Raw genomic sequence first — 19,895 nt, 5'->3', positions numbered from 1 at the left:
CCTTGCATGTCCCGGGTTCACCGGCAGAAATCGGCAACGGCTTTTTGACCGCTGGCCAGGGCATCGGCGCGTGCGCCGTCATCCATGCAGGTGCGTTGCCCGGCAGCATTGGTCTGTAAACACGCGGCGTATTCTGCAGCGCGCCCAAAAAAAAAGCCTTCCGGCGTGAAACCGGAAGGCTTTTCTGGTGGGCGAGTCAAATCAGTCACTCACCGATTTTGAGAATCGGATAGTCAAGCTGAGCCAGGCCTTTTTTTACCTGGTCGCTGGCCAGCCTGGCCTGCTTCAGCACCGTGGCGCTGTCGCCTTTTTCAGCGGCGGTTTCGGCCGCCTTGAGCGCGCTTTCTGCGGTGGTCCACAGGGCGTTCTTGGCTTTGGCTGTCTTGACGTCGGCCTGAGCCGCGGTGAGCGCGGTCTGTGCTTCGGCACTGATGGCGGCTTTGCCCGGTTCGGCAGCCTTGGCGGCGGGCTGACCAGCAGGCTGGTTGACATAAAGACCACTACAGCCAGCCAGGCCCAGCAGGGCAGCGGAAGTCAATGCAAGCAAAATTCTGGACATTTTTTTATCTCCTCGAGTTGTATGGCGTTCAGGGGCGGGCTGCAGAACCGTGCGCCCTAGCAGGTTGAATGCTGACGCAAAGTTAGCCGCATCACGTCCGGGAGTCAACCGCCCGCCGTGGTTATCGGATTGGTAGATTACGACCAAGCGTGGGCGCGCGTTGGCTTGCGGTTTGTGCAGGGCGGGGGCGGACGCGTATAATTCCGCTTTGCGTTAAGGAAAGCCCATGCGTGTTCTGCAAAAAGCGCTGACGTTCGACGACGTTCTGCTCGTTCCCGCCCATTCCGCCATCCTCCCTCGCGAAGTCAGCCTGTCCACGCAGTTGACCCGCACGATCACCCTGAACCTGCCCCTGCTGTCGGCTGCCATGGATACGGTGACCGAGGCGCGCCTGGCGATTGCGCTGGCACAGGAAGGCGGCATCGGCATCATTCACAAGAATATGAGCGCCGAAATGCAGGCAGCACAGGTGACGGCAGTCAAGCGTTTCGAGTCCGGCGTGGTCAAGGATCCGATTACCGTCGCGCCGCAGATGACTGTGCGCCAGGTGCTCGAAATCACCCGCGCGAAGCGTATTTCCGGCCTGCCGGTGATCGACGGCGGCAAGGTGGTCGGCATCGTCACCAACCGCGACCTGCGCTTCGAAACCCAGCTCGACCAGACGATCGCCAAAATCATGACGCCGAAGGAACGGCTGGTGACGGTGAAGGAGGGCGCCGGCCGCGACGAGGCATTGGCGCTGCTGCATAAACATCGGCTGGAGCGCGTGCTGGTGGTGAACGACGCCTTCGAACTACGCGGGCTGATTACCGTCAAGGACATCCAGAAATCCAGTGAGCACCCGCAGGCATGCAAGGACGCAATGGGCCGTCTGCGCGTCGGCGCGGCGGTCGGCACCGGCGAGGGCACCGAAGAGCGTGTGGCTGCACTGGTGGCCGCCGGGGTCGACGTGGTTACGGTCGATACCGCGCACGGCCACTCCAGGGGCGTGCTCGAACGGGTGCGCTGGGTCAAGCAGAACTTTCCCGACGTGCAGGTCATCGGCGGCAACATCGCCACCGCAGCCGCGGCCGCCGCGCTGGTCGAACACGGGGCTGACGCCGTCAAGGTCGGCATCGGCCCCGGCTCCATCTGCACCACGCGCATGGTCGCGGGCGTCGGCGTGCCGCAGATCACCGCCGTGGCGAATGTGTCAGATGCGCTGGCGGGCAGCGGCGTCGGGGTGATCGCCGACGGCGGCATCCGCTACTCCGGCGATATCTCGAAGGCGCTGGCTGCCGGCGCCGACTGCGTCATGCTCGGCGGTCTGCTGGCCGGCACCGAGGAAGCGCCCGGCGATATCGAGCTGTTCCAGGGCCGCTCCTACAAGTCGTATCGTGGCATGGGTTCGCTCGGCGCGATGCAGCAGGGTTCTTCCGACCGCTATTTCCAGGACACCGAAAAGAGCGCCGAGAAGCTGGTGCCGGAAGGCGTCGAAGGCCGGGTGCCCTACAAGGGCGGCGTGCTGGCGGTGATCCATCAGCTGATGGGCGGCCTGCGATCAAGCATGGGCTACCTGGGCGTCGCCAGCATCACGGACATGCACGCCAAGGCCGAGTTTGTCGAGATTACTTCGGCCGGCGTACGCGAATCGCACGTGCACGATGTGCAGATCACCAAGGAAGCACCGAATTACCGTGTTGAGTAGGGATTAGGATTCAGGGGTCAGGATTTATGAAAGGTCACGCTGCGCGTGGCTTTTCTTTTTTGTCCGGCTCCAGCCCTCGTCCCTCAATCCCAGATCCCGGCCCCTTAAAATATGCACCAGAAAATCCTCATCCTCGACTTCGGTTCCCAGTACACCCAGCTGATCGCTCGTCGCGTGCGCGAAGCAGGCGTCTATTGCGAACTGCATCCCAACGACGTGACCGACGCTTTCGTACGCGAGTTCGCGCCGGCCGGTGTCATCCTGTCCGGCGGCCCCAGTTCGGTCTACGAGGAAGAAACCCCGCGCGCACCCGAAGGCGTGTTCACGCTCGGCGTGCCGGTGCTGGGCATCTGCTATGGCATGCAGACCATGGCGGCGCAGCTGGGCGGCCAGGTCGAGTCCGCGGCCAAGCGCGAATTCGGCTACGCCGAGATCCGCGCGCGCGGCCACACGGCCTTGCTGCGCGACATCCAGGACCGCGTCAATGACGAGGGGCATGGCCTGCTCGACGTGTGGATGAGCCACGGCGACAAGGTCACTGCACTGCCGGAAGGCTTCAAGCTCATGGCGAGCAACGCCGCCACCCCGATCGCAGCGATGGCCGACGAGGCACGCCGCTTCTACGGCGTGCAGTTCCACCCCGAAGTCACCCACACCCTGCAGGGCAAGGCGATCCTCGGCCGCTTCGTGCACGACATCTGCGGCTGCGGCTCCGACTGGAACATGCCCGACTACGTCGACGAAGCCATCGGCAAGGTGCGTTCCGAAGTCGGTAGCGATGAGGTCATCCTGGGCCTGTCCGGCGGCGTCGATTCCTCGGTGGTCGCGGCACTGCTTCATCGGGCGATCGGCAACCAGCTCACCTGCGTCTTTGTCGACAACGGTCTGCTGCGTTTAAATGAAGCGGAACAAGTGATGCAGACCTTTGCCGACAACCTCGGCGTCAAGGTCATCCATGTCGACGCCCGTGGGCGCTTCATGAAGGAACTTGCCGGCGTCACCGACCCTGAGCAGAAGCGCAAGATCATCGGCCGCGAATTCGTCCACGTGTTCCAGGAAGAAGCCGAGAAACTGCCCAAGGCCAAATGGCTGGCGCAGGGCACCATCTATCCCGACGTCATCGAATCCGCCAGCGCCAAGACCAAGAAGGCGCACACCATCAAGAGCCACCACAACGTCGGCGGCCTGCCCGACACCCTGCATCTTAAGCTGCTCGAACCCCTGCGCGAGCTGTTCAAGGACGAAGTGCGCGAGCTCGGTATCGCGCTGGGGCTGCCGCACGACATGGTCTACCGCCATCCCTTCCCCGGGCCGGGCCTCGGCGTGCGCATACTCGGCGAGGTGAAGGGTGAATACGCCGACCTGCTGCGCCGGGCCGACGCCATTTTCATCGAGGAGTTGCGTGCCTCCGGCTGGTACGAGAAAACCAGCCAGGCCTTCACTGTGTTCCTGCCGGTGAAGAGTGTCGGCGTCATGGGCGACGGCCGCACCTATGATTATGTGGTGGCGCTGCGCGCGGTGCAGACCCAGGACTTCATGACCGCCCACTGGGCCGAGCTCCCCTATACCCTGCTCGGCAAGGTCTCCAACCGTATCATCAACGAAGTGCGCGGCATCAATCGCGTCGTCTACGACATCAGCGGCAAGCCGCCGGCGACGATCGAGTGGGAGTGAGATGTCGTAGAAATGGCGATGGCGGCCCACCGCGGACGGATCGCCAGGAAGCGTCGTCGCAAATAACCTGTCCGGGAACGTTCAGGGAAAGCAGCCCTGCGGATCAGGCATCTTTAGGCAGGACCGATGTAACCCGTGCGATGAAGATGTGAAACTCCGCCATATAGTTGCGCAGGAAATCCTCGGTCGAGGTGGCGGTGACTTCGCCATCGTCGGTGATCAGGCCGGGCGCGAACTGGATATAGGCTTCCGGTGCGTTCATCTGCGGTGAGTTGCAGAAACTGAGCACGCTACGCAGGCTCTGCTGGGCGACGGCGGTGCCGATCGCGCCTGGCGACGCACCGATAACGGCGGAAGGCTTGTGGGTGAATGAGTTGGTGCCATAGGGTCGGCTTGCCCAGTCGATGGCGTTCTTCAGCCCGCCGGGGATCGAGCGATTATATTCGGGCGTCACGAACAGCAGCGCATCGACCGTTTTGAGCGCATCCTTGAACGCCCGCGCGACCGGCGGAAAATCGGCGTCGTAATCATAGCTGTAGAGCGGTAGATCCTTGAACGAAATCTCGGTGAAGACGAGATTTTCCGGGGCAAGGCGAATGAGCGCCTTCGCAAGCTTGCGGTTGATCGATTCGCGCGCAAGGCTGCCGATGAGATAGCCGACTTTATAGTGCATCATGACATGGCCTTTCCGTTCGTGGGATCAGAGGGAAGTGGTGACGGATCGCCCGAGTCAATTTCCGTCGCTGGCAGCCGGTGCACCTTCGCCTGGGGTGGAGCCGGCAGGTGTCGACGCGGTATGTCTTTCCTTCTTGCCAATCCAGGATCACCGTTACCCACTATAGCAACGGATAGGATGCTCGGGAGACGTTCCGCGTATCGCGATGAAAAGCCTGGTCTGCCCCAGCGGTCCGGGTTTATTGCGTGTGCCCGGCGCGTTGGCCAGACCGGTGAAATCGTGGCGGGGCGCCGCGCCCACAATGCAGGCGTCCGCCCCGGCCCGATGGGTGTCACGCGCGCGTCGGCCGGCAATCGCGGCGGAGCGCGGTTTTGATCGGCCCTCCGGTGCTCGTCGCTGCGCGGGTATCATGCCCGGTCCCGTTCCTTTCATGAAAACCATGTCCACAGTTGCGGTAATCGGCGGCGGCCCCGCGGGCCTGATGGCGGCCGAGGTGCTCGCTGCCGGCGGCGCGCAGGTCGATGTTTACGACGCCATGCCCTCGGCCGGGCGCAAGTTCCTGCTTGCCGGCGTCGGCGGCATGAACATCACCCATTCCGAGCCATCCGAAGCTTTTGTGTCGCGCTACGGCGCGCGCGCACCCGCCATCCGGTCGCTGCTCGATGCCTTTTCGCCGAATGCGCTGCGCGCGTGGATCGAGGCGCTCGGGATCGAGACTTTCGTCGGCTCGTCGGGGCGGGTGTTTCCCCGGGACATGAAGGCCGCGCCGCTGCTGCGCGCCTGGCTGCATCGCCTGCGCGAATCCGGCGTACGCTTCCACGTGCGCCATCGCTGGCAGGGCTGGTCGACCGACGGCGCGCTGCGCTTCTTTTCTCCACTGGGCGAGATTCACGTCGCGGCGGACGCGGTCGTGCTGGCGCTCGGCGGCGCGAGTTGGCCCAGGCTGGGCTCGGACGGGGGCTGGGTGCCACTGCTGGCGGCGTGCGGCGTCGATGTTGCGCCGCTGGTGCCGGCCAACTGCGGCTTCGACGTGGCAGGCGGCTGGAGCGCGCACCTGCGGACGCGCTTCGCCGGGCAGCCGCTGAAGACCGTGGCGCTGCGCTTCGCCGACGCCAGCGGCCGCACTCACGAACGCCGAGGTGAGCTGATGCTGTCCGACACTGGCATCGAGGGCAGCCTGGTCTACGCGTTGGCGGCACCGCTGCGCGACACGATCGCGGCGCAGGGTGCGGTGGTCGTGCAGCTCGATCTGCTTCCCGACAAGCACCCGGAGCGGGTAGTCGCCGACGTGTCGCACCCGCGTGGCGCGCGCTCGCTGTCCAGCCATCTTGCGAGCCGCGCGGGCATCAGGGGCGCGAAGATGGCGCTGCTGCGCGAAATCCTGCCGCCCGGGGAACTGAGCGATCCGGCCAGGCTCGCGCACGCGATTAAATCGCTGCCGATCACGCTCGCGGCGCCGCGGCCGGTCGCCGAGGCGATCAGCAGCGCGGGCGGCGTGCGCTTCGAGGCGCTTGACCAACATCTGATGCTGCGCGGCCTTCACGGCGTTTTTTGCGCCGGCGAGATGCTCGACTGGGAGGCGCCCACCGGCGGCTATCTGCTCACGGCCTGCTTCGCCAGCGGGCGCATGGCAGGGCAGGGCGCATTGCGGTACGTGGGTTGCGAAAACGCATCGTCGGGATCGTAGGCGTCACCCCGGTCCGACGATTGCGGCGGTGGGCCGTTCTACAATACGCCCGGCCGCGATAGCCTGCCCGATCATTTTTGAGATACGCAACCGATGCTGCGACTGACCGAACTCAAACTCCCGCTTGACCATCCGCCCGCGGCCTTGCGCGCGGCAATCCTGCAGCGGCTGCAACTGACGGACGACGCGCTCGCCGGCTTCAGTATCTTCAAGCGCAGCCACGACGCGCGCAAGAAGCACGCTTTGCTACTGGTCTATACGGTCGACCTCGAGGTCAGGAACGAGGCGGCGCTGCTGCAGAAATTCCGTAACGACCGCCACCTGACGCCGGCACCGGACATGGCCTACCGCTTCGCCGGCCACGCGCAGGAACCTCTGGTGGAGCGCCCGATCGTCGTCGGCTTTGGCCCCTGCGGCATCTTCGCCGCGCTGGTGCTGGCGCAGATGGGCTTCAAGCCCATCGTGCTGGAGCGCGGCAAGGCAGTGCGCGAGCGCACCCATGACACCTGGGGCCTGTGGCGCAAGCATGTGCTCAACCCCGAATCGAATGTGCAGTTCGGCGAGGGCGGGGCGGGAACCTTCTCCGACGGCAAGCTCTACAGCCAGATCAAGGATCCCCGGTATCTCGGGCGCAAAGTGCTGACCGAGTTCGTCAAGGCGGGCGCGCCGGAAGAAATTTTGTATGTGTCGAAGCCGCATATCGGCACCTTCCGTCTGGTTGGCATGGTCGAGGCCATGCGTCACGAGATCGAGGCGCTGGGCGGCGAGATCCGTTTCGAGCAGCGCGTCACCGACGTCCTGATCGAGGACGGCGCGGACGGCACGAAACGGATCGTCGGCGTGGTGCTCGCCAGCGGCGAGATTTTGAAGAGCCGCCACGCCGTCCTCGCGCTCGGCCACAGTGCGCGCGACACCTTCGAGATGCTGCACGCGCGGGGTGTCACCATGGAAGCCAAGCCGTTTTCCATCGGCGTCCGCATCGAGCACCCGCAGTCGCTGATCGACAAGGCCCGCCTCGGGCCGAATGCCGGCAACCCGCTGCTCGGCGCGGCCGACTACAAACTGGTGCACCACGCCAGGAACGGCCGCGCGGTGTACAGCTTCTGCATGTGCCCCGGCGGCACGGTGGTGGCGGCGACCTCGGAGCCGGGGTGCGTCGTCACCAATGGCATGAGCCAGTATTCGCGCAACGAACGCAACGCCAACGCCGGCATCGTCGTCGGCATCACGCCTGAGGATTTCCCCGGCGACGGCCCGCTCGCCGGCATCGAACTGCAGCGGGAACTGGAAGCGCGCGCATTCGAGCTCGGTGGCGGCAATTACGACGCGCCGGGCCAGCTGGTCGGCGATTTTCTTGAGGGCAGGCCGTCCACCCGGCTTGGCAGCGTCGAGCCCTCGTACAAGCCCGGCGTGCATCTCACCGACCTCGCCACGGCGCTGCCGGATTACGCCATCGAGGCGATCCGCGAGGCGCTGCCGGCGTTCGACCAGCAGATCAAGGGCTTCGCGATGAAGGACGCGGTGCTCACCGGCGTCGAGACGCGCACCTCGTCGCCGGTTCGCATCACGCGCGGCGACGATTTCCAGAGCGCCAACGTCAAGGGGCTGTATCCGGCTGGTGAGGGCGCGGGCTATGCCGGCGGGATCCTGTCCGCCGGGGTGGACGGCATCAAGGTCGCCGAGGCGGTGGCGCGCGACATGTTGGGACTGCAAGCGGCCGAGTCGGGCGCGCGTTCGGGGCCAGGCTGCGACTACTGACATGCGTTCGTGGCGTCCCGCGGCTCCGCGGGCCGTCACGAAAATTTCATTTGCTTTTGGTTCTTTGTTTCAATATTGTTTGAAATATGGAAACGAAAGCCGCCGTCGCCGCGCTTGCCGCACTCGCCCAGGACTCCCGCCTAGCGATCTTCCGAGCCCTGGTGCAGGCCGGGCCCGCCGGGCTTGCCGCGGGAAGGATCGGCGAACTGACCGGCATCGCACCGTCGTCGCTGTCGTTCCACCTGAAGGAGCTGTCGCACGCCGGCATGGTGGATTCGGCGCAGGCGGGGCGCTTCGTCATCTACACCGCCAATTTCACCACCATGAATGCGCTGCTCGGTTTTCTCACCGAAAACTGCTGTGGCGGCAACCCCTGCACGCCGGCGTGTCCGCCGGTCTGCGTAACCGAAAAGGAATCAGCATGAAACGTCTGCATGTGCACGTTGCGGTCGATGATCTGGCCGCCAGCATCAAGTTCTATTCCACCATGTTCGCTGCCGAACCCAGCGTGCTCAAATCCGACTACGCGAAATGGATGCTCGACGATCCGCGCGTCAATTTCGCGATCTCGGCGCGCGGCGCCGCCCCGGGCCTCAATCATCTGGGGGTACAGGTGGAGAACGCCGACGAACTGGCCGAGATGGACGCGCGCCTGCGGAAGCTCGATGCCGAGGTGGTGGAGGAAATGGGCACCGCCTGCTGCTACGCCAGGTCGGACAAGTACTGGGCGACCGACCCCACCGGCATCGCGTGGGAAACCTATCACACGCTCGACAGCATTCCGGTGTTCGGCGGCCAGGCGGCCGGCGAGTGCTGCGTGCCCGAACCGGTGGCCGGGGTCTGCGGCGGCATTCCGGTCAAGGGCAAGCCGGCTGCGGGCGGTTGTTGCTGAGTTCCATTCCGTTATATCTGAGGATCCATCGTGGCTGAAAAACCCTACACCGTACTAGTGCTGTGCACCGGCAATTCCTGCCGCTCGCAGATGGCCGAGGTGCTCTTGAACCACGACCTCGCCGGCCAGGTGCGCGCGCTCTCCGCCGGCACCCGGCCGCAGCCGAAAGTGGCCGACGGCGCGATCGCCGCGCTGAAAGAGGCCGGCCTCGACACCGACGGCCTGCACCCGAAGGACATCGACGCCGTGATGAGCGAGGACATCGACCTCGTGGTGACGGTGTGCGACAACGCGAAGGAAGCCTGCCCGATCTTCCCCAGGCCGATTCCCGGCATCCACCTGCCGTTCCACGATCCGCACGGCGAGCCGCTGGAGAGCTTCCTGGCGGTGCGCGACGACATTCGCACCCGGCTGGTTTCAGCGGTGCGGAACCAATTCGGCTTGCAGGCCACCAGCTGAACCCGGAGACCTGCGATGACCGACACCGTCTATAACGTGCTTTTCCTGTGCACCGGCAATTCGGCGCGTTCCATCCTGGCCGAATCGCTATTGAACGATCTCGGCAAGGGGCGCTTCCGGGCTTTCAGCGCAGGCAGCCATCCTGCCGGACGGGTCAACCCGTTCGCACTGGAACTGCTGGAGAAGAACCACTTTCCCACCGGCGAACTGCGCAGCAAGCCGTGGGACGAATTCGCGCAAGCCGATGCGCCGCGGCTGGATTTCGTCATCACCGTGTGCGACAAGGCGGCGGGCGAAGTCTGCCCGGTGTGGCCGGGGCAGCCGATGACCGCGCACTGGGGCATCCCCGACCCGGTGGCGGCCGAGGGGGGCGACGAGCCCAGACGCCACGCCTTCGTCGATGCCATGAACCGGCTGCAGCGCCGCATCTCCATGTTCGTCAGCCTGCCGTTCGAAAAGCTGGACCGCATGAAGCTGCAGCAGGCCGTGCGCGAGATCGGCAAGACCTCATGAGTGCGCAGTGCGAGGTGATCGGCAAGCGTGCTGCCGGCATGGCCGGGGCAGCCGCGCCGATGAGCGTGTTCGAGCGCTGGCTCAGCCTGTGGGTGGCGCTGTGCATCGTTGCCGGGGTGCTACTGGGCCAGCTTTTCCCCACGCCGTTCCAGGCGCTGGGGCGGATGGAGGTGGCGCAGGTCAATCTGCCGGTCGGCATTTTGATCTGGATCATGATCATCCCGATGCTGATGAAGATCGATTTTTCCGCCCTGCATCAAGTGCGCTCGCACTGGAAGGGCATCGGCGTCACGCTGTTCGTCAACTGGGCGGTAAAGCCGTTCTCGATGGCGCTCCTGGCGTGGCTGTTCATCCGCCACTGGTTCGCCCCCTACCTGCCGGCGGAACAGCTCGACAGCTATGTTGCCGGCCTCATCCTGCTGGCCGCTGCGCCGTGCACCGCGATGGTGTTCGTGTGGAGCCGGCTGACCGGCGGCGACCCGTATTTCACGCTGTCGCAGGTGGCGTTGAACGACGCCATCATGATCGTCGCCTTCGCGCCCATCGTCGGCCTATTGCTCGGGCTCTCCGCGATCGTGGTGCCGTGGGACACGCTGTTCACCTCGGTAGTGCTCTACATCGTCATTCCGGTGATACTGGCGCAACTCTGGCGCAGGTTGCTGCTGACGCGCGGCCAGACGGCGTTCGACGCGGTGATGGGCCGGCTCGGCCACGCCTCCATCCTCGCGCTGCTTGCGACCCTGGTGCTGCTGTTCGCGTTCCAGGGCGAGGCGATCATCGCGCAGCCGCTGATCATTGCGCTCTTGGCGGTGCCGATCCTGATCCAGGTGTTCTTCAATTCCGGACTCGCCTACTGGCTCAATCGCAAGGTCGGCGAAAAGCACAGCGTGGCCTGTCCGTCGGCCCTGATCGGCGCGTCCAACTTCTTCGAGCTGGCGGTAGCGGCGGCGATCGCGCTGTTCGGCTTCGAGTCGGGCGCGGCGCTCGCCACCGTGGTCGGCGTGCTGATCGAGGTGCCGGTGATGCTGCTGGTGGTGAAGCTCGTCAACCGCAGCAAGGGCTGGTACGAAAAGGGGCTGCCCGGCTGACCGTGGTGCATCTGTCATTCATTGATGGGGCAATACATGAAAAAAATCCTGTTCGCGGCACTCGCTTCCGCTCTCGTCGCCGTCTCCTTTCCGCTGGCCGCTGAGGATGATCCCCGGGTGGAGGTCGACATGCCGGCGATGATGCGCGCCCACATGCTCGCCAATATGCGCGACCACCTGACCGCGATCGCTGAAATCCAGGCGAGCCTTGCCGCCGGTGAATACGATGCCGCAGCCGACATTGCGGAAAAACGCATCGGCATGAGCTCGCTCGCCAGCCACGGCGCCAGCCACATGGCCGGCTTCATGCCGAAGGGCATGCAGGAAACCGGCACTGCGATGCACCAGGCTGCCAGCCGTTTCGCCGTGACCGCACAGGAAACCGCTGTGACCCGCGACCTGCCCCGTGCCCTTGGCGCGTTGAGCAGGGTCTCCGAACAATGCGTGGCCTGCCATGCCGCCTATCGTCTGAAATAGCGAGCTCACCATGCGCATGCTTTTCGCACCGCTGCTTTTCATCCTCGCGCTGGGCGCCGATGCCGCCCATGCCTGGGAGCCCAGAGCCGAGAAGGTCGTCGATAACGTCTACGCCATCGTCGGTCCGCTCGGCCAAAGGAGTGCCGAGAACGATGGCCTCAACGCCAACTTCGGCTTCGTCGTCACGCCGCATGGGGTGGTCCTGATCGACTCCGGCGCGAGCCGCCTCGGTGCACAAAAGCTCGAGGCCGCGATCCGCAAGATAACGCAGCAACCGGTGCGCTGGGTCGTCAACACCGGCAGCCAGGACCATCGCTGGCTCGGCAACGCCTATTTCGCCAGCAAAGGGGCCGAGGTCGTCGCGCTCGCCCGCACCGCCGCCACTCAGGCTGAATACGGGGCGCAGCACATGGAAGGTCTCAAGCGGTTTCTCGGCAAGCGCCTGGATGGCACGCAGCCGCTGCCTGCACCGAAAGCGGTGGAGGCGGGCACGCTCGAACTGGGCGGCGAGACGCTCGAACTCGCCTACACTGACGCCCATTTTCCGGGTGACGCGTGGGTGTGGCTGCCGAAGCACGGCGTGATGTTCAGTGGCGACCTGGTCTACGTCGATCGCCTGCTCGGCGTACTGCCGTGGTCGAGCGTGAGGAGCGGCCAGCGGGCCTTCCATGCACTCGCTGCACTCAAGCCCGCGCGTATTGTCCCTGGTCATGGCCGCGTCTGCGACCTCGCGCAGGCGCAGCGTGAAACCGGCGACTACTACGATTTCCTCGTCGCGCAAGTGGGCGCTGCAGCGAAGGAGATGGAGCCGATGGGTGCCACGCTCGACCGCTACGCCGATTTGCCTGAATTCCGGCACCTCAAGAACTACGGCGACCTGCACCGCGCGAACATGAACCGCGCGTTCATCGAGTTCGAGTCGCAGTAATGTTCGACACACTCGCCACCCTGCTGGTCTTCGACCTCGCCGGCCTGACGCCGGGCACGCCGCTTGGCGTGGCGCTGCACTTCTTCGTCATGGATGTGGCGAAGATCCTGGTGCTGCTGACGCTGGTGATCTACGCCATGGGACTGCTGCGTGCGCTGCTGAAGCCCGAGAAGGTGCGCGAGTTCATCCGTCACCGTGGCCATCTGCAAAGCCGCTTCATGGCGGTGGGACTGGGCGCAGTGACGCCGTTCTGCTCATGCTCGTCGATCCCGCTCTTCATCGGCTTCGTCGAGGCCGGCATTCCGCTCGGCGTCACATTTTCGTTCCTGATCGCCAGTCCGATGATCAACGAAGTCGCCATCGTGGTGCTGGCATCGGTGATCGGCTGGAAATTCACCGTGCTGTATGTCGCCGCCGGACTCAGCGTCGCCTTGATCGGCGGCTTCGTGCTGGAGCGTTTCAAGCCCGAGCGCTGGATCGAGGATTACGTGTGGAAGATCCGCATGGGCGAAATCGCAGAGATCGAGGAGGACACCTCGCTGCGCGCCCGCCACGACTATGCGCTGAGCCAGGTGAAGGAGATCGTCGGCCGCATCTGGAAATTCATCCTGATCGGGGTAGGCGTCGGCGCGTTCATCCACGGCTACGTGCCGGCCGATTTCGTCGTGAAGATCGCGGGTGACGGCGGGCTGCTGTCGGTGGCCGGTGCCGTCCTGATCGGCGTGCCGCTGTATTCCGACGCGGTCGGCATCATCCCCATCGCCGAGGTTCTGCTGCACAAAGGCGTGCCCATCGGTACCGTGCTGGTGTTCATGATGGCGGTGACTGCGCTGTCGCTGCCGGAACTGATCATCCTGAAAAAAGTCGTGAAGGTACCGTTGCTGGCGTTGTTCACGGCCTACCTCAGCATCGCGTTCATCATCGTGGGCGTGCTGTTCAATGCCTTGAAGGGGATTTTATGAGTTCAGACCTGCATCCATCCATCGTCGCCCTGGTTTCGCTGGCGGCCAACATCGCGGCGAACCATCCCAAACAGGGACTGTGCCAGATCGAGCGTCTGAAGGACTACGGTGTGCCGCGCGAGCAGATCGACACTGTGATCGAGGTCGCGCGCCACATTCGCGACGAGGCCGCGCAACAACTCGATGCCAGCTTCGACGAGACCTGCACTGCGCTGCTCGCGCCCAGGACGGCCGCGATACTCGCGTCGGTCGCGGTGGCAGATGCCAGCACCTGCTGCACGCCCACACCCTCTGGCAAGTCCTGCTGCTGAAAGGAGATCCATCATGAGCGCACACGAACACGACCAGATCCGCCAACAGGTACGCGACGCCTACGGTGCCGTCGCGCGCGCCGAGTCTTCAGGCTGCTGCGCGCCGAGCACCGGCTGTTGCGCGCCGTCCGACCAGGCCGTCGCCGAACTGCTGTCGCGCGGCATTGGCTACAGCGCCGAGGAAGCAGCCGCGGTGCCGGAAGGCGCCAACCTCGGGCTGGGCTGCGGCAATCCGCAGGCGATCGCGGCGCTGCAGGCCGGCGAGACCGTGCTCGACCTCGGCAGCGGCGCGGGCTTCGACGCCTTCCTCGCCGCACGCCAGGTGGGGGCCTCTGGCACCGTCATCGGCGTCGACATGACCCCCGACATGGTGTCGAAAGCGCGCGCGAACGCGGTGAAGGGTGGGTACGCCAACGTCGAATTCCGCCTCGGCGAGATCGAGCACCTGCCGGTCGCCGACGCCACGGTCGACGCGATCATTTCCAACTGCGTCATCAACCTCTCGCCGGACAAGGCGCAGGTCTTTCGCGACGCCTTCCGGGTGCTGAAGCACGGCGGCCGTCTCGCGATCTCGGATATCGTTACCACCGCCCCGCTACCACCCGACATGCAGCAGGAGGTCGCGCTCTACACTGCATGCGTTGCCGGCGCTGCCAGCGTCGACGAACTCGAGGCGATGCTCGCGGCGGCGGGCTTTATCGATATCCGCGTAGCGCCCAAGGATGCGAGCCGCGAATTCATCCGCCACTGGGCGCCCGGACGCGGAGTCGAGGGCTACATCGCCTCGGCCGTCATCGAGGCGGTCAAACCCGGACTTATGGAGAACGTGGAATGAAGGACATCAAGGTGCTCGGCACAGGCTGCGCCAATTGCAAGGCCACATTGAAACTCATCGAAGAAGTTGTCCAGGCGCGTGGCGTGGCGGTCAGGCTGGAGAAAATCGAGGATATGGCGGCGATCCTGGGCTACGGCGTCATGTCCACGCCCGGCGTGGTGATCGATGGCAAGGTGGTACACGCCGGCGGGGTGCCGGACCGCAAGAAGATCGAAAGCTGGCTCTGACGACGGCAGCTGCCCGGATTGACCGGGCAGGAAAAGCCGGTGGGCGTGAGGCCTGAAAACCCAACCTCACGGGATGTCTATTATGGATAATGTATTGTTTGTAAATTTCCCGGGGAATCGCCATGCCCAGCCTTCGCCGCATCGTAGCCGCCACCGATTTTTCCGGTTTTTCCGAGCGGGTGGTGCAGCGCGCCGCACAACTGGCCAAACAGCACCAAGCCGAACTGTACCTGCTGCACGTGGTGCGCCCACTCGATCTTTATCCCGGCCTGGCGCTGGCCCCGGACGAATTCAAGCATACCGACCAGGATTTGTTGCAGGCGGAGCAGACCCGGCTCGACGCCACGGCTGCCAGCCTGGTTAGCGAACTGGGTATTCAGGTCCGCACTGTTACCCGTCTGGGTCGGGCTCACGCCGAAATCGCCGCCTACGTGCAGGAGGTGTCCGCCGATCTGGTGGTTGCCGGGGTGCGCGGTGAGAACACGCTCATGGATCTGTTCCTGGGATCAACCGTGTCGCGTCTGCTGCGGGTGGATATCTGTCCGGTGCTCATCGTCAGAAATCCTGCGGATGGGCCCTACCATCAGGTGCTGGCGGCGGTCGATTTCTCTCCGGTGTCGGCGGCGGTGGCCGCCCATGCGCTAATGTTTGCCGACGGCGCGCCGGTGCACATGCTGCACGTGCTGGGCAGCGAGGTCGAGCAGCGCTTGCGCAGGGCGAAGTTGAACCAGGTGGACATCACATGCTGGCTTACCAAGCTGCATGACGATGCCGAGAAACAACTGGATGCCCTGCTGGCATCGATCGGGAAAAGCCCGGCAGTCGTACGACTGATCCAGTCGGGTTTTGCCCCTGCTGCAATCTGCCAGTGCATCGGGGACAAGCAGGCCGACCTGGTCGTCCTCGGCCGCCATGGCTACGGCGGCGGCTTGCAGGACTGGCTTCTGGGCAGCGTGAGCAAGGATGTGGCCTTCGCTGCGACGTGCGACGTGCTGCTGATCAGCAAGAGCGGACAATAGGGGCTCGCCATGGTCATCTGGCCTGGACATGACCAGGCCAGATGAGCTGGGAGTCTTCTTTTTTGCCTGGTGCATGGGCATGAGCTGGCAGGAGGCAGGGATCGGGAAACAAACAAAAACGCCGCTCGGAGAGCGGCGTTTTTTTCAACTGGTGCCGGTGAGAGGAGTCGAACCCCCGACCTTCGCATTACGAATGCGCTGCTCTACCAACTGAGCTACACCGGCGAAAAACAGCGCGCATTATAGCGGAATCGATCAGGCTTGTGCGGCCTGCAGCCCGGCTTTCAGGCGGGCCACGACCTTGTCCCGGCCGATCAGTTCGAGCGTCGCATCGATCGCCGGCGTCTGCGGCTCGCCAGTGACCAGCACGCGCACCGGCATCGCCAGCTTCGGCATCTTGAGGCCGTGCGCGGCGAGCGTTTCCTTGAACGTGGCGCTGATCGCGCTGCGTTCCCAGTCCAGTGCTTCGAGACGAGCGGCGAGTTCGGCCAGCGCCGGCAGCACCTCGGGAGTGACGTGCTGCGCCAGCAACTCGGGCGAGGGATGCAGGGTGCGATAGAACAGCGTGGCGGCGTCGGCCAGTTCCACGATCGTCGCGGCGCGTTCCTTGACTAGCGCGCACACCGCGGCAAGGGCGGGGCCGTCGTCCGGATTGGCGCCGTTGCGCACCAGGAAGGGGCGCATCAGTCCGGCCAGCCGCGTATCGTCGGCCGCCTTGATGTACTGCTGGTTGAGCCAGCGCAGCTTCTCGGTGTTGAACTGCGCGGCCGACGGCGTGATGTGATCGAGGTCGAACCACGCGACGAACTGTTCGCGGCTGAAGATCTCGGCGTCGCCGTGCGACCAGCCGAGCCGCGCGAGGTAGTTGATGACCGCCTCCGGCAGGTAGCCTTCCTCGAAATACTGCATCACCGACACTGCGCCGTGGCGCTTCGACAGCTTGGTGCCGTCGTCGCCGAGGATCATCGACAGATGGGCGTATTGCGGCACCGTCGCGCCCAGCGCCTTGAGGATGTTGATCTGGCGCGGCGTGTTGTTGACGTGGTCGTCGCCACGGATGACATGGCTGATCCGCATGTCCCAGTCGTCGACCACCACGCAGAAGTTGTAGGTGGGGGTGCCGTCGGCGCGTGCGATGATCAGATCGTCGAGCTCGGCGTTGGAAAACTCGATGGTGCCCTTGACCAGGTCCTTCCACGCCACCATGCCCTCGACGGGGTTCCTGAAGCGCACCACCGGCTGCACCCCCGACGGCGGCACCGGCAACGCCTTGCCGGGCTCGGGGCGCCAGCGGCCGTCGTAGCGCGGCTTTTCATTGCGCGCACGCTGCGCCTCGCGCATGGCTTCGAGTTCTTCCGTGCTGCAATAGCAGTGATAGGCCTGGCCTTTTTCCAGCATCTGCGCAATCACTTCCTTGTAGCGATACATCCGCTCCAGCTGGTAGAACGGGCCTTCGTCGTGCGCAAGGTCCAGCCAGGCCATGCCGTCGAGAATCGCCTGCACCGCCTCGGGGGTGGAGCGCTCGATGTCGGTGTCCTCGATGCGCAGGATGAACTGGCCGCCGTGATGGCGCGCGAACGCCCATGAAAACAGCGCGGTGCGGGCGCCGCCGATATGCAGGTAACCAGTGGGGGAGGGGGCGAAGCGGGTACGGATCATGGCAAGGCCGGGCTAAAACGCATTATTTTAACCGCGCGTTGCCGGAAGGGCGCTGCCAAAATTGACCTGCCCCACCGGGATGTGGTTTAATTCGCGCCGCTTCGGGGCAGTTAGCTCAGCGGTAGAGCATCGCCTTCACACGGCGGGGGTCACAGGTTCAAACCCTGTACTGCCCACCACCCGAATTCCAAACTCAAAGCCCTGGCGGGTTCCCGCCAGGGCTTTTGTTTTTCGTCGCACTAAATCTTTCCTCTGCTTCCCGGAATAGAGACTTGACCTCGTCGACATTCCACGGCCGTTCGATCAATGTTTCGTGATCCCATTCACTCCTGGGTTCCTCCGGGTCGAAAAAATCCCCTCCATAAACATGCACTGCGCACGTCATTTTCCCTATGGGGTTAAGTACGGAGTGGATAACGTCGCGACCCAGCGTGGCGATGTCGCCGGCGCCGAGAGACTGGGCGCCTGCCGCTTCAATGGTCGTTGCTTTTCTACGCCAGAAAACATTGTCTTCCCTCCCGGAATAGACGCCGACCACCGCAAACATTTGATGATTGTGTGGCATGAGGCTCATGCACGGCGCCCACACAAAGTTGATGATCGTGAGGTCGTTTGCCCGGTATATCGGCGTTATCCCGGCGTGCTGCGGTTCGCCAAGCTCGGACATCATCCCCGCGCTATCGGAAAGCGCAGCCGCGACGACCTCGCGAATTGGCTCCTGACCACCGGAAACGGCCTTGATGCAGTCCTCAATAAAATGATCTCTGTCGAACATGATGTGTCCTTCGCGGGTGGGGAACATATCGCAATATAGAACCCAGCCGGGCATCGAACAGTAGCGCGTCCGGCCATGCGTCACATACTTTCCGGACAAAAGCGTTGCTGCTCCCGGGTAGAGCCGGTATAGTGCGGCCTCCCGTACCCAGCCAATCGGTACGCGGCCGTTTTATTCCGATATCACCCCCATTCGTCTGCCTCGATTGGTGTTGCCACAAGCGCAACAGGCCGTCGCAGGAACTTACATGATCACTGAAACCACACTAGCCAGCCCAAGCTTCGACACGCTTGGCCTGGCCGAACCCATCTTGCGCGCTGTTGCCGAGACCGGCTACACCACGCCCACTCCGATCCAGGCGCAGGCCATCCCGCAGGTGCTGGCTGGCGGCGACCTGCTCGCCGCCGCGCAGACCGGCACCGGCAAGACCGCCGGCTTCACCCTGCCGATCCTGCATCATCTGTCGACGCGCGCCGCGCAGGCGCCGAAGCCGGGGCGCCCGCGCTGCCTGATCCTGGTGCCGACGCGCGAACTCGCCGCGCAGGTCGAGGAGTCGGTGAAGACCTACGGCAAATACCTGTCGCTCGGCTCGATGGTGATGTTCGGTGGCGTCAACATCAACCCGCAGTTCAAGGCGCTGAAGTCGCGCGTCGACATCCTGGTGGCGACGCCGGGCCGTCTGCTCGACCACCTGGGGCAGAAGACCGTCGACCTGTCGGGCGTCGAGATCCTGGTGCTCGACGAGGCCGACCGCATGCTCGACATGGGCTTCATCCGCGACATCAGGAAAGTGCTCGCGGTGCTGCCGAAACAGCGCCAGAATCTCTTGTTCTCGGCAACCTTCTCCGACGAGATCAGGACGCTGGCCAACGGCCTCCTGCACAACCCGAAGAGTGTCGAGGTGGCGCGCCGCAACACCACGGTGGAAGTCGTCGAGCAGTCGATGCACCGCGTGCCGCAGGCGCACAAACGGGATCTATTGGCGCATCTGATCAAGCACCACGACTGGCAGCAGGTGCTGGTGTTCACCCGTACCAAGCACGGCGCCAACAAGCTGGCCGAAAAGCTGAACAAGGACAGCATCAGCGCCGCCGCGATCCACGGCAACAAGAGCCAGTCGGCGCGCACCAAGGCGCTGGCTAGCTTCAAGGACGGCAGCGTGCGCGTGCTGGTGGCCACCGACATCGCCGCGCGCGGCATCGACATCGACCAGTTGCCGCAGGTGGTCAACTTCGAATTGCCCAACGTGCCGGAAGACTATGTCCATCGCATCGGCCGCACCGGCCGCGCCGGCGCCACCGGCTCGGCGCTGTCGCTGGTGGACGACGAAGAAATGAGCTATCTGCGCGACATCGAAAAGCTGATCAAGCGCTCGATCGTGCGGGTCGAGATCGAACCCGGCTTCGTGCCGCCGGCCAAGGCCGACCTGATGTCCGACGAGCGCCCGCCGCGTCCGCCGCAAGGGCGCGGCGGCCAGCGTCAGGGACAAGGACAGGGCGGGCAGAATGCCCGTCCGGGCCAGTCCGGTGGTCGCAATGGCGGCGGAGGTCGTTCGTCGCAGGCCAAGCCTGCGTCAGGCGGCGCCCGCTCCGGCACAGCGAACGTCGCACCCAAGCCTGGCCCGCAGCCCGCCTCGCATGCGCGCAAGCCGCGCCCGCAGGCAGCGCTGTTCTCGTCCAAGCCGGGTACGCGCGGGCATTAATTACTGG

At 64.5% G+C, this 19,895-nt stretch carries 22 protein-coding genes and 2 tRNA genes; 18 read left to right on the top strand and 6 right to left on the bottom strand.

What is annotated here, in order from left to right; translation table 11 throughout:
* Positions 1-17: 17 nt before the first annotated feature.
* Both B059_RS20835 and B059_RS0113490 read right to left on the bottom strand, forming a co-directional pair.
* Positions 18-209 (bottom strand): hypothetical protein, encoded by a 192-nt coding sequence (locus B059_RS20835; RefSeq protein WP_157273700.1) that lies wholly within the window; start codon positions 207-209, stop codon positions 18-20.
* Positions 206-706, bottom strand: a complete 501-nt coding sequence (locus B059_RS0113490) for a hypothetical protein (protein ID WP_245538801.1) — start codon at positions 704-706, stop codon at positions 206-208. Before B059_RS0113490 ends, B059_RS20835 begins: the two co-directional genes overlap by 4 nt.
* 79 nt (positions 707-785) lie before the next feature.
* Here B059_RS0113490 and guaB point away from each other — a divergent pair, with 79 nt between their 5' ends.
* Both guaB and guaA read left to right on the top strand, forming a co-directional pair.
* On the top strand, positions 786-2,246 hold the full coding sequence (guaB, locus tag B059_RS0113485) for an IMP dehydrogenase (protein WP_018078784.1): 1,461 nt from the start codon (positions 786-788) through the stop codon (positions 2,244-2,246).
* Between the two features lie 111 nt (positions 2,247-2,357).
* A complete protein-coding gene (guaA, locus tag B059_RS0113480; protein WP_018078783.1) occupies positions 2,358-3,920 on the top strand; it encodes a glutamine-hydrolyzing GMP synthase in 1,563 nt (520 codons plus the stop codon).
* A gap of 103 nt (positions 3,921-4,023) precedes the next feature.
* On the opposite strand, the gene B059_RS0113475 is transcribed toward guaA, so the two are convergent.
* Positions 4,024-4,596: an NADPH-dependent FMN reductase gene (locus B059_RS0113475; protein ID WP_018078782.1), complete on the bottom strand. Its 573-nt coding sequence runs from the start codon at positions 4,594-4,596 to the stop codon at positions 4,024-4,026.
* Positions 4,597-5,035: 439 nt separating this feature from the next.
* Here B059_RS0113475 and B059_RS0113470 point away from each other — a divergent pair, with 439 nt between their 5' ends.
* The 14 genes from B059_RS0113470 to B059_RS0113405 all read left to right on the top strand — a co-directional run bounded on the left by B059_RS0113470 (position 5,036) and on the right by B059_RS0113405 (position 15,752).
* Positions 5,036-6,283, top strand: a complete 1,248-nt coding sequence (locus tag B059_RS0113470; RefSeq protein WP_018078781.1) for a BaiN/RdsA family NAD(P)/FAD-dependent oxidoreductase — start codon at positions 5,036-5,038, stop codon at positions 6,281-6,283.
* A 93-nt stretch (positions 6,284-6,376) separates the two neighbouring features.
* Complete coding sequence (locus tag B059_RS0113465) at positions 6,377-8,041, top strand: NAD(P)/FAD-dependent oxidoreductase (RefSeq protein WP_018078780.1); 1,665 nt, start codon at positions 6,377-6,379, stop codon at positions 8,039-8,041.
* A gap of 86 nt (positions 8,042-8,127) precedes the next feature.
* Positions 8,128-8,466, top strand: a complete 339-nt coding sequence (locus B059_RS0113460) for an ArsR/SmtB family transcription factor (RefSeq protein WP_018078779.1) — start codon at positions 8,128-8,130, stop codon at positions 8,464-8,466.
* Complete coding sequence (locus tag B059_RS0113455; protein ID WP_018078778.1) at positions 8,463-8,933, top strand: ArsI/CadI family heavy metal resistance metalloenzyme; 471 nt, start codon at positions 8,463-8,465, stop codon at positions 8,931-8,933. Before B059_RS0113460 ends, B059_RS0113455 begins: the two co-directional genes overlap by 4 nt.
* Positions 8,934-8,963: 30 nt before the next feature.
* Positions 8,964-9,392, top strand: a complete 429-nt coding sequence (locus tag B059_RS0113450) for an arsenate reductase ArsC (RefSeq protein WP_018078777.1) — start codon at positions 8,964-8,966, stop codon at positions 9,390-9,392.
* A gap of 15 nt (positions 9,393-9,407) precedes the next feature.
* Entirely contained in the window at positions 9,408-9,905 is a 498-nt protein-coding gene (locus B059_RS0113445) for an arsenate reductase ArsC (protein WP_018078776.1), read from the top strand.
* Positions 9,902-10,993, top strand: coding sequence for an ACR3 family arsenite efflux transporter (arsB, locus tag B059_RS0113440; protein ID WP_018078775.1), 1,092 nt, complete (start codon positions 9,902-9,904; stop codon positions 10,991-10,993). The genes B059_RS0113445 and arsB overlap by 4 nt, the downstream gene beginning before the upstream one ends.
* A 36-nt stretch (positions 10,994-11,029) precedes the next feature.
* On the top strand, positions 11,030-11,470 hold the full coding sequence (locus B059_RS0113435) for a hypothetical protein (protein WP_018078774.1): 441 nt from the start codon (positions 11,030-11,032) through the stop codon (positions 11,468-11,470).
* A 10-nt stretch (positions 11,471-11,480) separates the two neighbouring features.
* Positions 11,481-12,398, top strand: coding sequence for an MBL fold metallo-hydrolase (locus tag B059_RS0113430; protein ID WP_018078773.1), 918 nt, complete (start codon positions 11,481-11,483; stop codon positions 12,396-12,398).
* On the top strand, positions 12,398-13,360 hold the full coding sequence (locus tag B059_RS0113425; protein WP_018078772.1) for a permease: 963 nt from the start codon (positions 12,398-12,400) through the stop codon (positions 13,358-13,360). The genes B059_RS0113430 and B059_RS0113425 overlap by 1 nt, the downstream gene beginning before the upstream one ends.
* A complete protein-coding gene (locus tag B059_RS0113420; protein ID WP_018078771.1) occupies positions 13,357-13,671 on the top strand; it encodes a hypothetical protein in 315 nt (104 codons plus the stop codon). Before B059_RS0113425 ends, B059_RS0113420 begins: the two co-directional genes overlap by 4 nt.
* A gap of 13 nt (positions 13,672-13,684) precedes the next feature.
* On the top strand, positions 13,685-14,506 hold the full coding sequence (locus tag B059_RS0113415; RefSeq protein ID WP_018078770.1) for an arsenite methyltransferase: 822 nt from the start codon (positions 13,685-13,687) through the stop codon (positions 14,504-14,506).
* The gene (locus tag B059_RS0113410; RefSeq protein ID WP_018078769.1) at positions 14,503-14,733 is read left to right on the top strand and encodes a thioredoxin family protein; all 231 of its coding nucleotides are present in this window, start codon (positions 14,503-14,505) and stop codon (positions 14,731-14,733) included. Before B059_RS0113415 ends, B059_RS0113410 begins: the two co-directional genes overlap by 4 nt.
* Before the next feature lie 122 nt (positions 14,734-14,855).
* Complete coding sequence (locus B059_RS0113405; RefSeq protein ID WP_018078768.1) at positions 14,856-15,752, top strand: universal stress protein; 897 nt, start codon at positions 14,856-14,858, stop codon at positions 15,750-15,752.
* Between the two features lie 149 nt (positions 15,753-15,901).
* Here B059_RS0113405 and B059_RS0113400 read toward each other — a convergent pair.
* Together B059_RS0113400 and gltX are read right to left on the bottom strand one after the other, a co-directional pair.
* Positions 15,902-15,977 (bottom strand) — tRNA-Thr (locus B059_RS0113400).
* A 30-nt stretch (positions 15,978-16,007) separates the two neighbouring features.
* Positions 16,008-17,411: a glutamate--tRNA ligase gene (gene gltX, locus B059_RS0113395; protein ID WP_018078767.1), complete on the bottom strand. Its 1,404-nt coding sequence runs from the start codon at positions 17,409-17,411 to the stop codon at positions 16,008-16,010.
* A gap of 104 nt (positions 17,412-17,515) precedes the next feature.
* On the opposite strand from gltX, the gene B059_RS0113390 reads away from it, so the two are divergent.
* Positions 17,516-17,590, top strand: a tRNA-Val gene (locus tag B059_RS0113390).
* A 14-nt stretch (positions 17,591-17,604) separates the two neighbouring features.
* On the opposite strand, the gene B059_RS0113385 is transcribed toward B059_RS0113390, so the two are convergent.
* Positions 17,605-18,186 carry a hypothetical protein gene (locus B059_RS0113385; protein ID WP_038058830.1) on the bottom strand — a complete coding sequence of 194 codons (582 nt, stop codon included), beginning with the start codon at positions 18,184-18,186 and terminating at the stop codon, positions 17,605-17,607.
* A gap of 247 nt (positions 18,187-18,433) precedes the next feature.
* On the opposite strand from B059_RS0113385, the gene B059_RS0113380 reads away from it, so the two are divergent.
* Positions 18,434-19,888, top strand: a complete 1,455-nt coding sequence (locus B059_RS0113380; RefSeq protein ID WP_018078765.1) for a DEAD/DEAH box helicase — start codon at positions 18,434-18,436, stop codon at positions 19,886-19,888.
* The last annotated feature ends 7 nt before the right edge of the window (positions 19,889-19,895 follow it).

Origin of the sequence: Thiobacillus denitrificans DSM 12475, assembly GCF_000376425.1 — a bacterium.
GTDB classification, from domain to species: domain Bacteria; phylum Pseudomonadota; class Gammaproteobacteria; order Burkholderiales; family Thiobacillaceae; genus Thiobacillus; species Thiobacillus denitrificans.
Note: the sequence above shows the minus strand (reverse complement) of the source record. Positions and strands in the feature narration are given on the sequence as shown.

Coding starts and splice junctions, on each gene's coding strand:
- guaB (WP_018078784.1), top strand. CDS start 786: ATGCGTGTTCTGCAAAAAGCGCTGACGTTCGACGACGTTCTGCTCGTT.
- guaA (WP_018078783.1), top strand. CDS start 2,358: ATGCACCAGAAAATCCTCATCCTCGACTTCGGTTCCCAGTACACCCAG.
- B059_RS0113475 (WP_018078782.1), bottom strand. CDS start 4,596: ATGATGCACTATAAAGTCGGCTATCTCATCGGCAGCCTTGCGCGCGAA.
- B059_RS0113470 (WP_018078781.1), top strand. CDS start 5,036: ATGTCCACAGTTGCGGTAATCGGCGGCGGCCCCGCGGGCCTGATGGCG.
- B059_RS0113465 (WP_018078780.1), top strand. CDS start 6,377: ATGCTGCGACTGACCGAACTCAAACTCCCGCTTGACCATCCGCCCGCG.
- B059_RS0113460 (WP_018078779.1), top strand. CDS start 8,128: ATGGAAACGAAAGCCGCCGTCGCCGCGCTTGCCGCACTCGCCCAGGAC.
- B059_RS0113455 (WP_018078778.1), top strand. CDS start 8,463: ATGAAACGTCTGCATGTGCACGTTGCGGTCGATGATCTGGCCGCCAGC.
- B059_RS0113445 (WP_018078776.1), top strand. CDS start 9,408: ATGACCGACACCGTCTATAACGTGCTTTTCCTGTGCACCGGCAATTCG.
- arsB (WP_018078775.1), top strand. CDS start 9,902: ATGAGTGCGCAGTGCGAGGTGATCGGCAAGCGTGCTGCCGGCATGGCC.
- B059_RS0113435 (WP_018078774.1), top strand. CDS start 11,030: ATGAAAAAAATCCTGTTCGCGGCACTCGCTTCCGCTCTCGTCGCCGTC.
- B059_RS0113430 (WP_018078773.1), top strand. CDS start 11,481: ATGCGCATGCTTTTCGCACCGCTGCTTTTCATCCTCGCGCTGGGCGCC.
- B059_RS0113425 (WP_018078772.1), top strand. CDS start 12,398: ATGTTCGACACACTCGCCACCCTGCTGGTCTTCGACCTCGCCGGCCTG.
- B059_RS0113420 (WP_018078771.1), top strand. CDS start 13,357: ATGAGTTCAGACCTGCATCCATCCATCGTCGCCCTGGTTTCGCTGGCG.
- B059_RS0113415 (WP_018078770.1), top strand. CDS start 13,685: ATGAGCGCACACGAACACGACCAGATCCGCCAACAGGTACGCGACGCC.
- B059_RS0113410 (WP_018078769.1), top strand. CDS start 14,503: ATGAAGGACATCAAGGTGCTCGGCACAGGCTGCGCCAATTGCAAGGCC.
- B059_RS0113405 (WP_018078768.1), top strand. CDS start 14,856: ATGCCCAGCCTTCGCCGCATCGTAGCCGCCACCGATTTTTCCGGTTTT.
- gltX (WP_018078767.1), bottom strand. CDS start 17,411: ATGATCCGTACCCGCTTCGCCCCCTCCCCCACTGGTTACCTGCATATC.
- B059_RS0113385 (WP_038058830.1), bottom strand. CDS start 18,186: ATGTTCGACAGAGATCATTTTATTGAGGACTGCATCAAGGCCGTTTCC.
- B059_RS0113380 (WP_018078765.1), top strand. CDS start 18,434: ATGATCACTGAAACCACACTAGCCAGCCCAAGCTTCGACACGCTTGGC.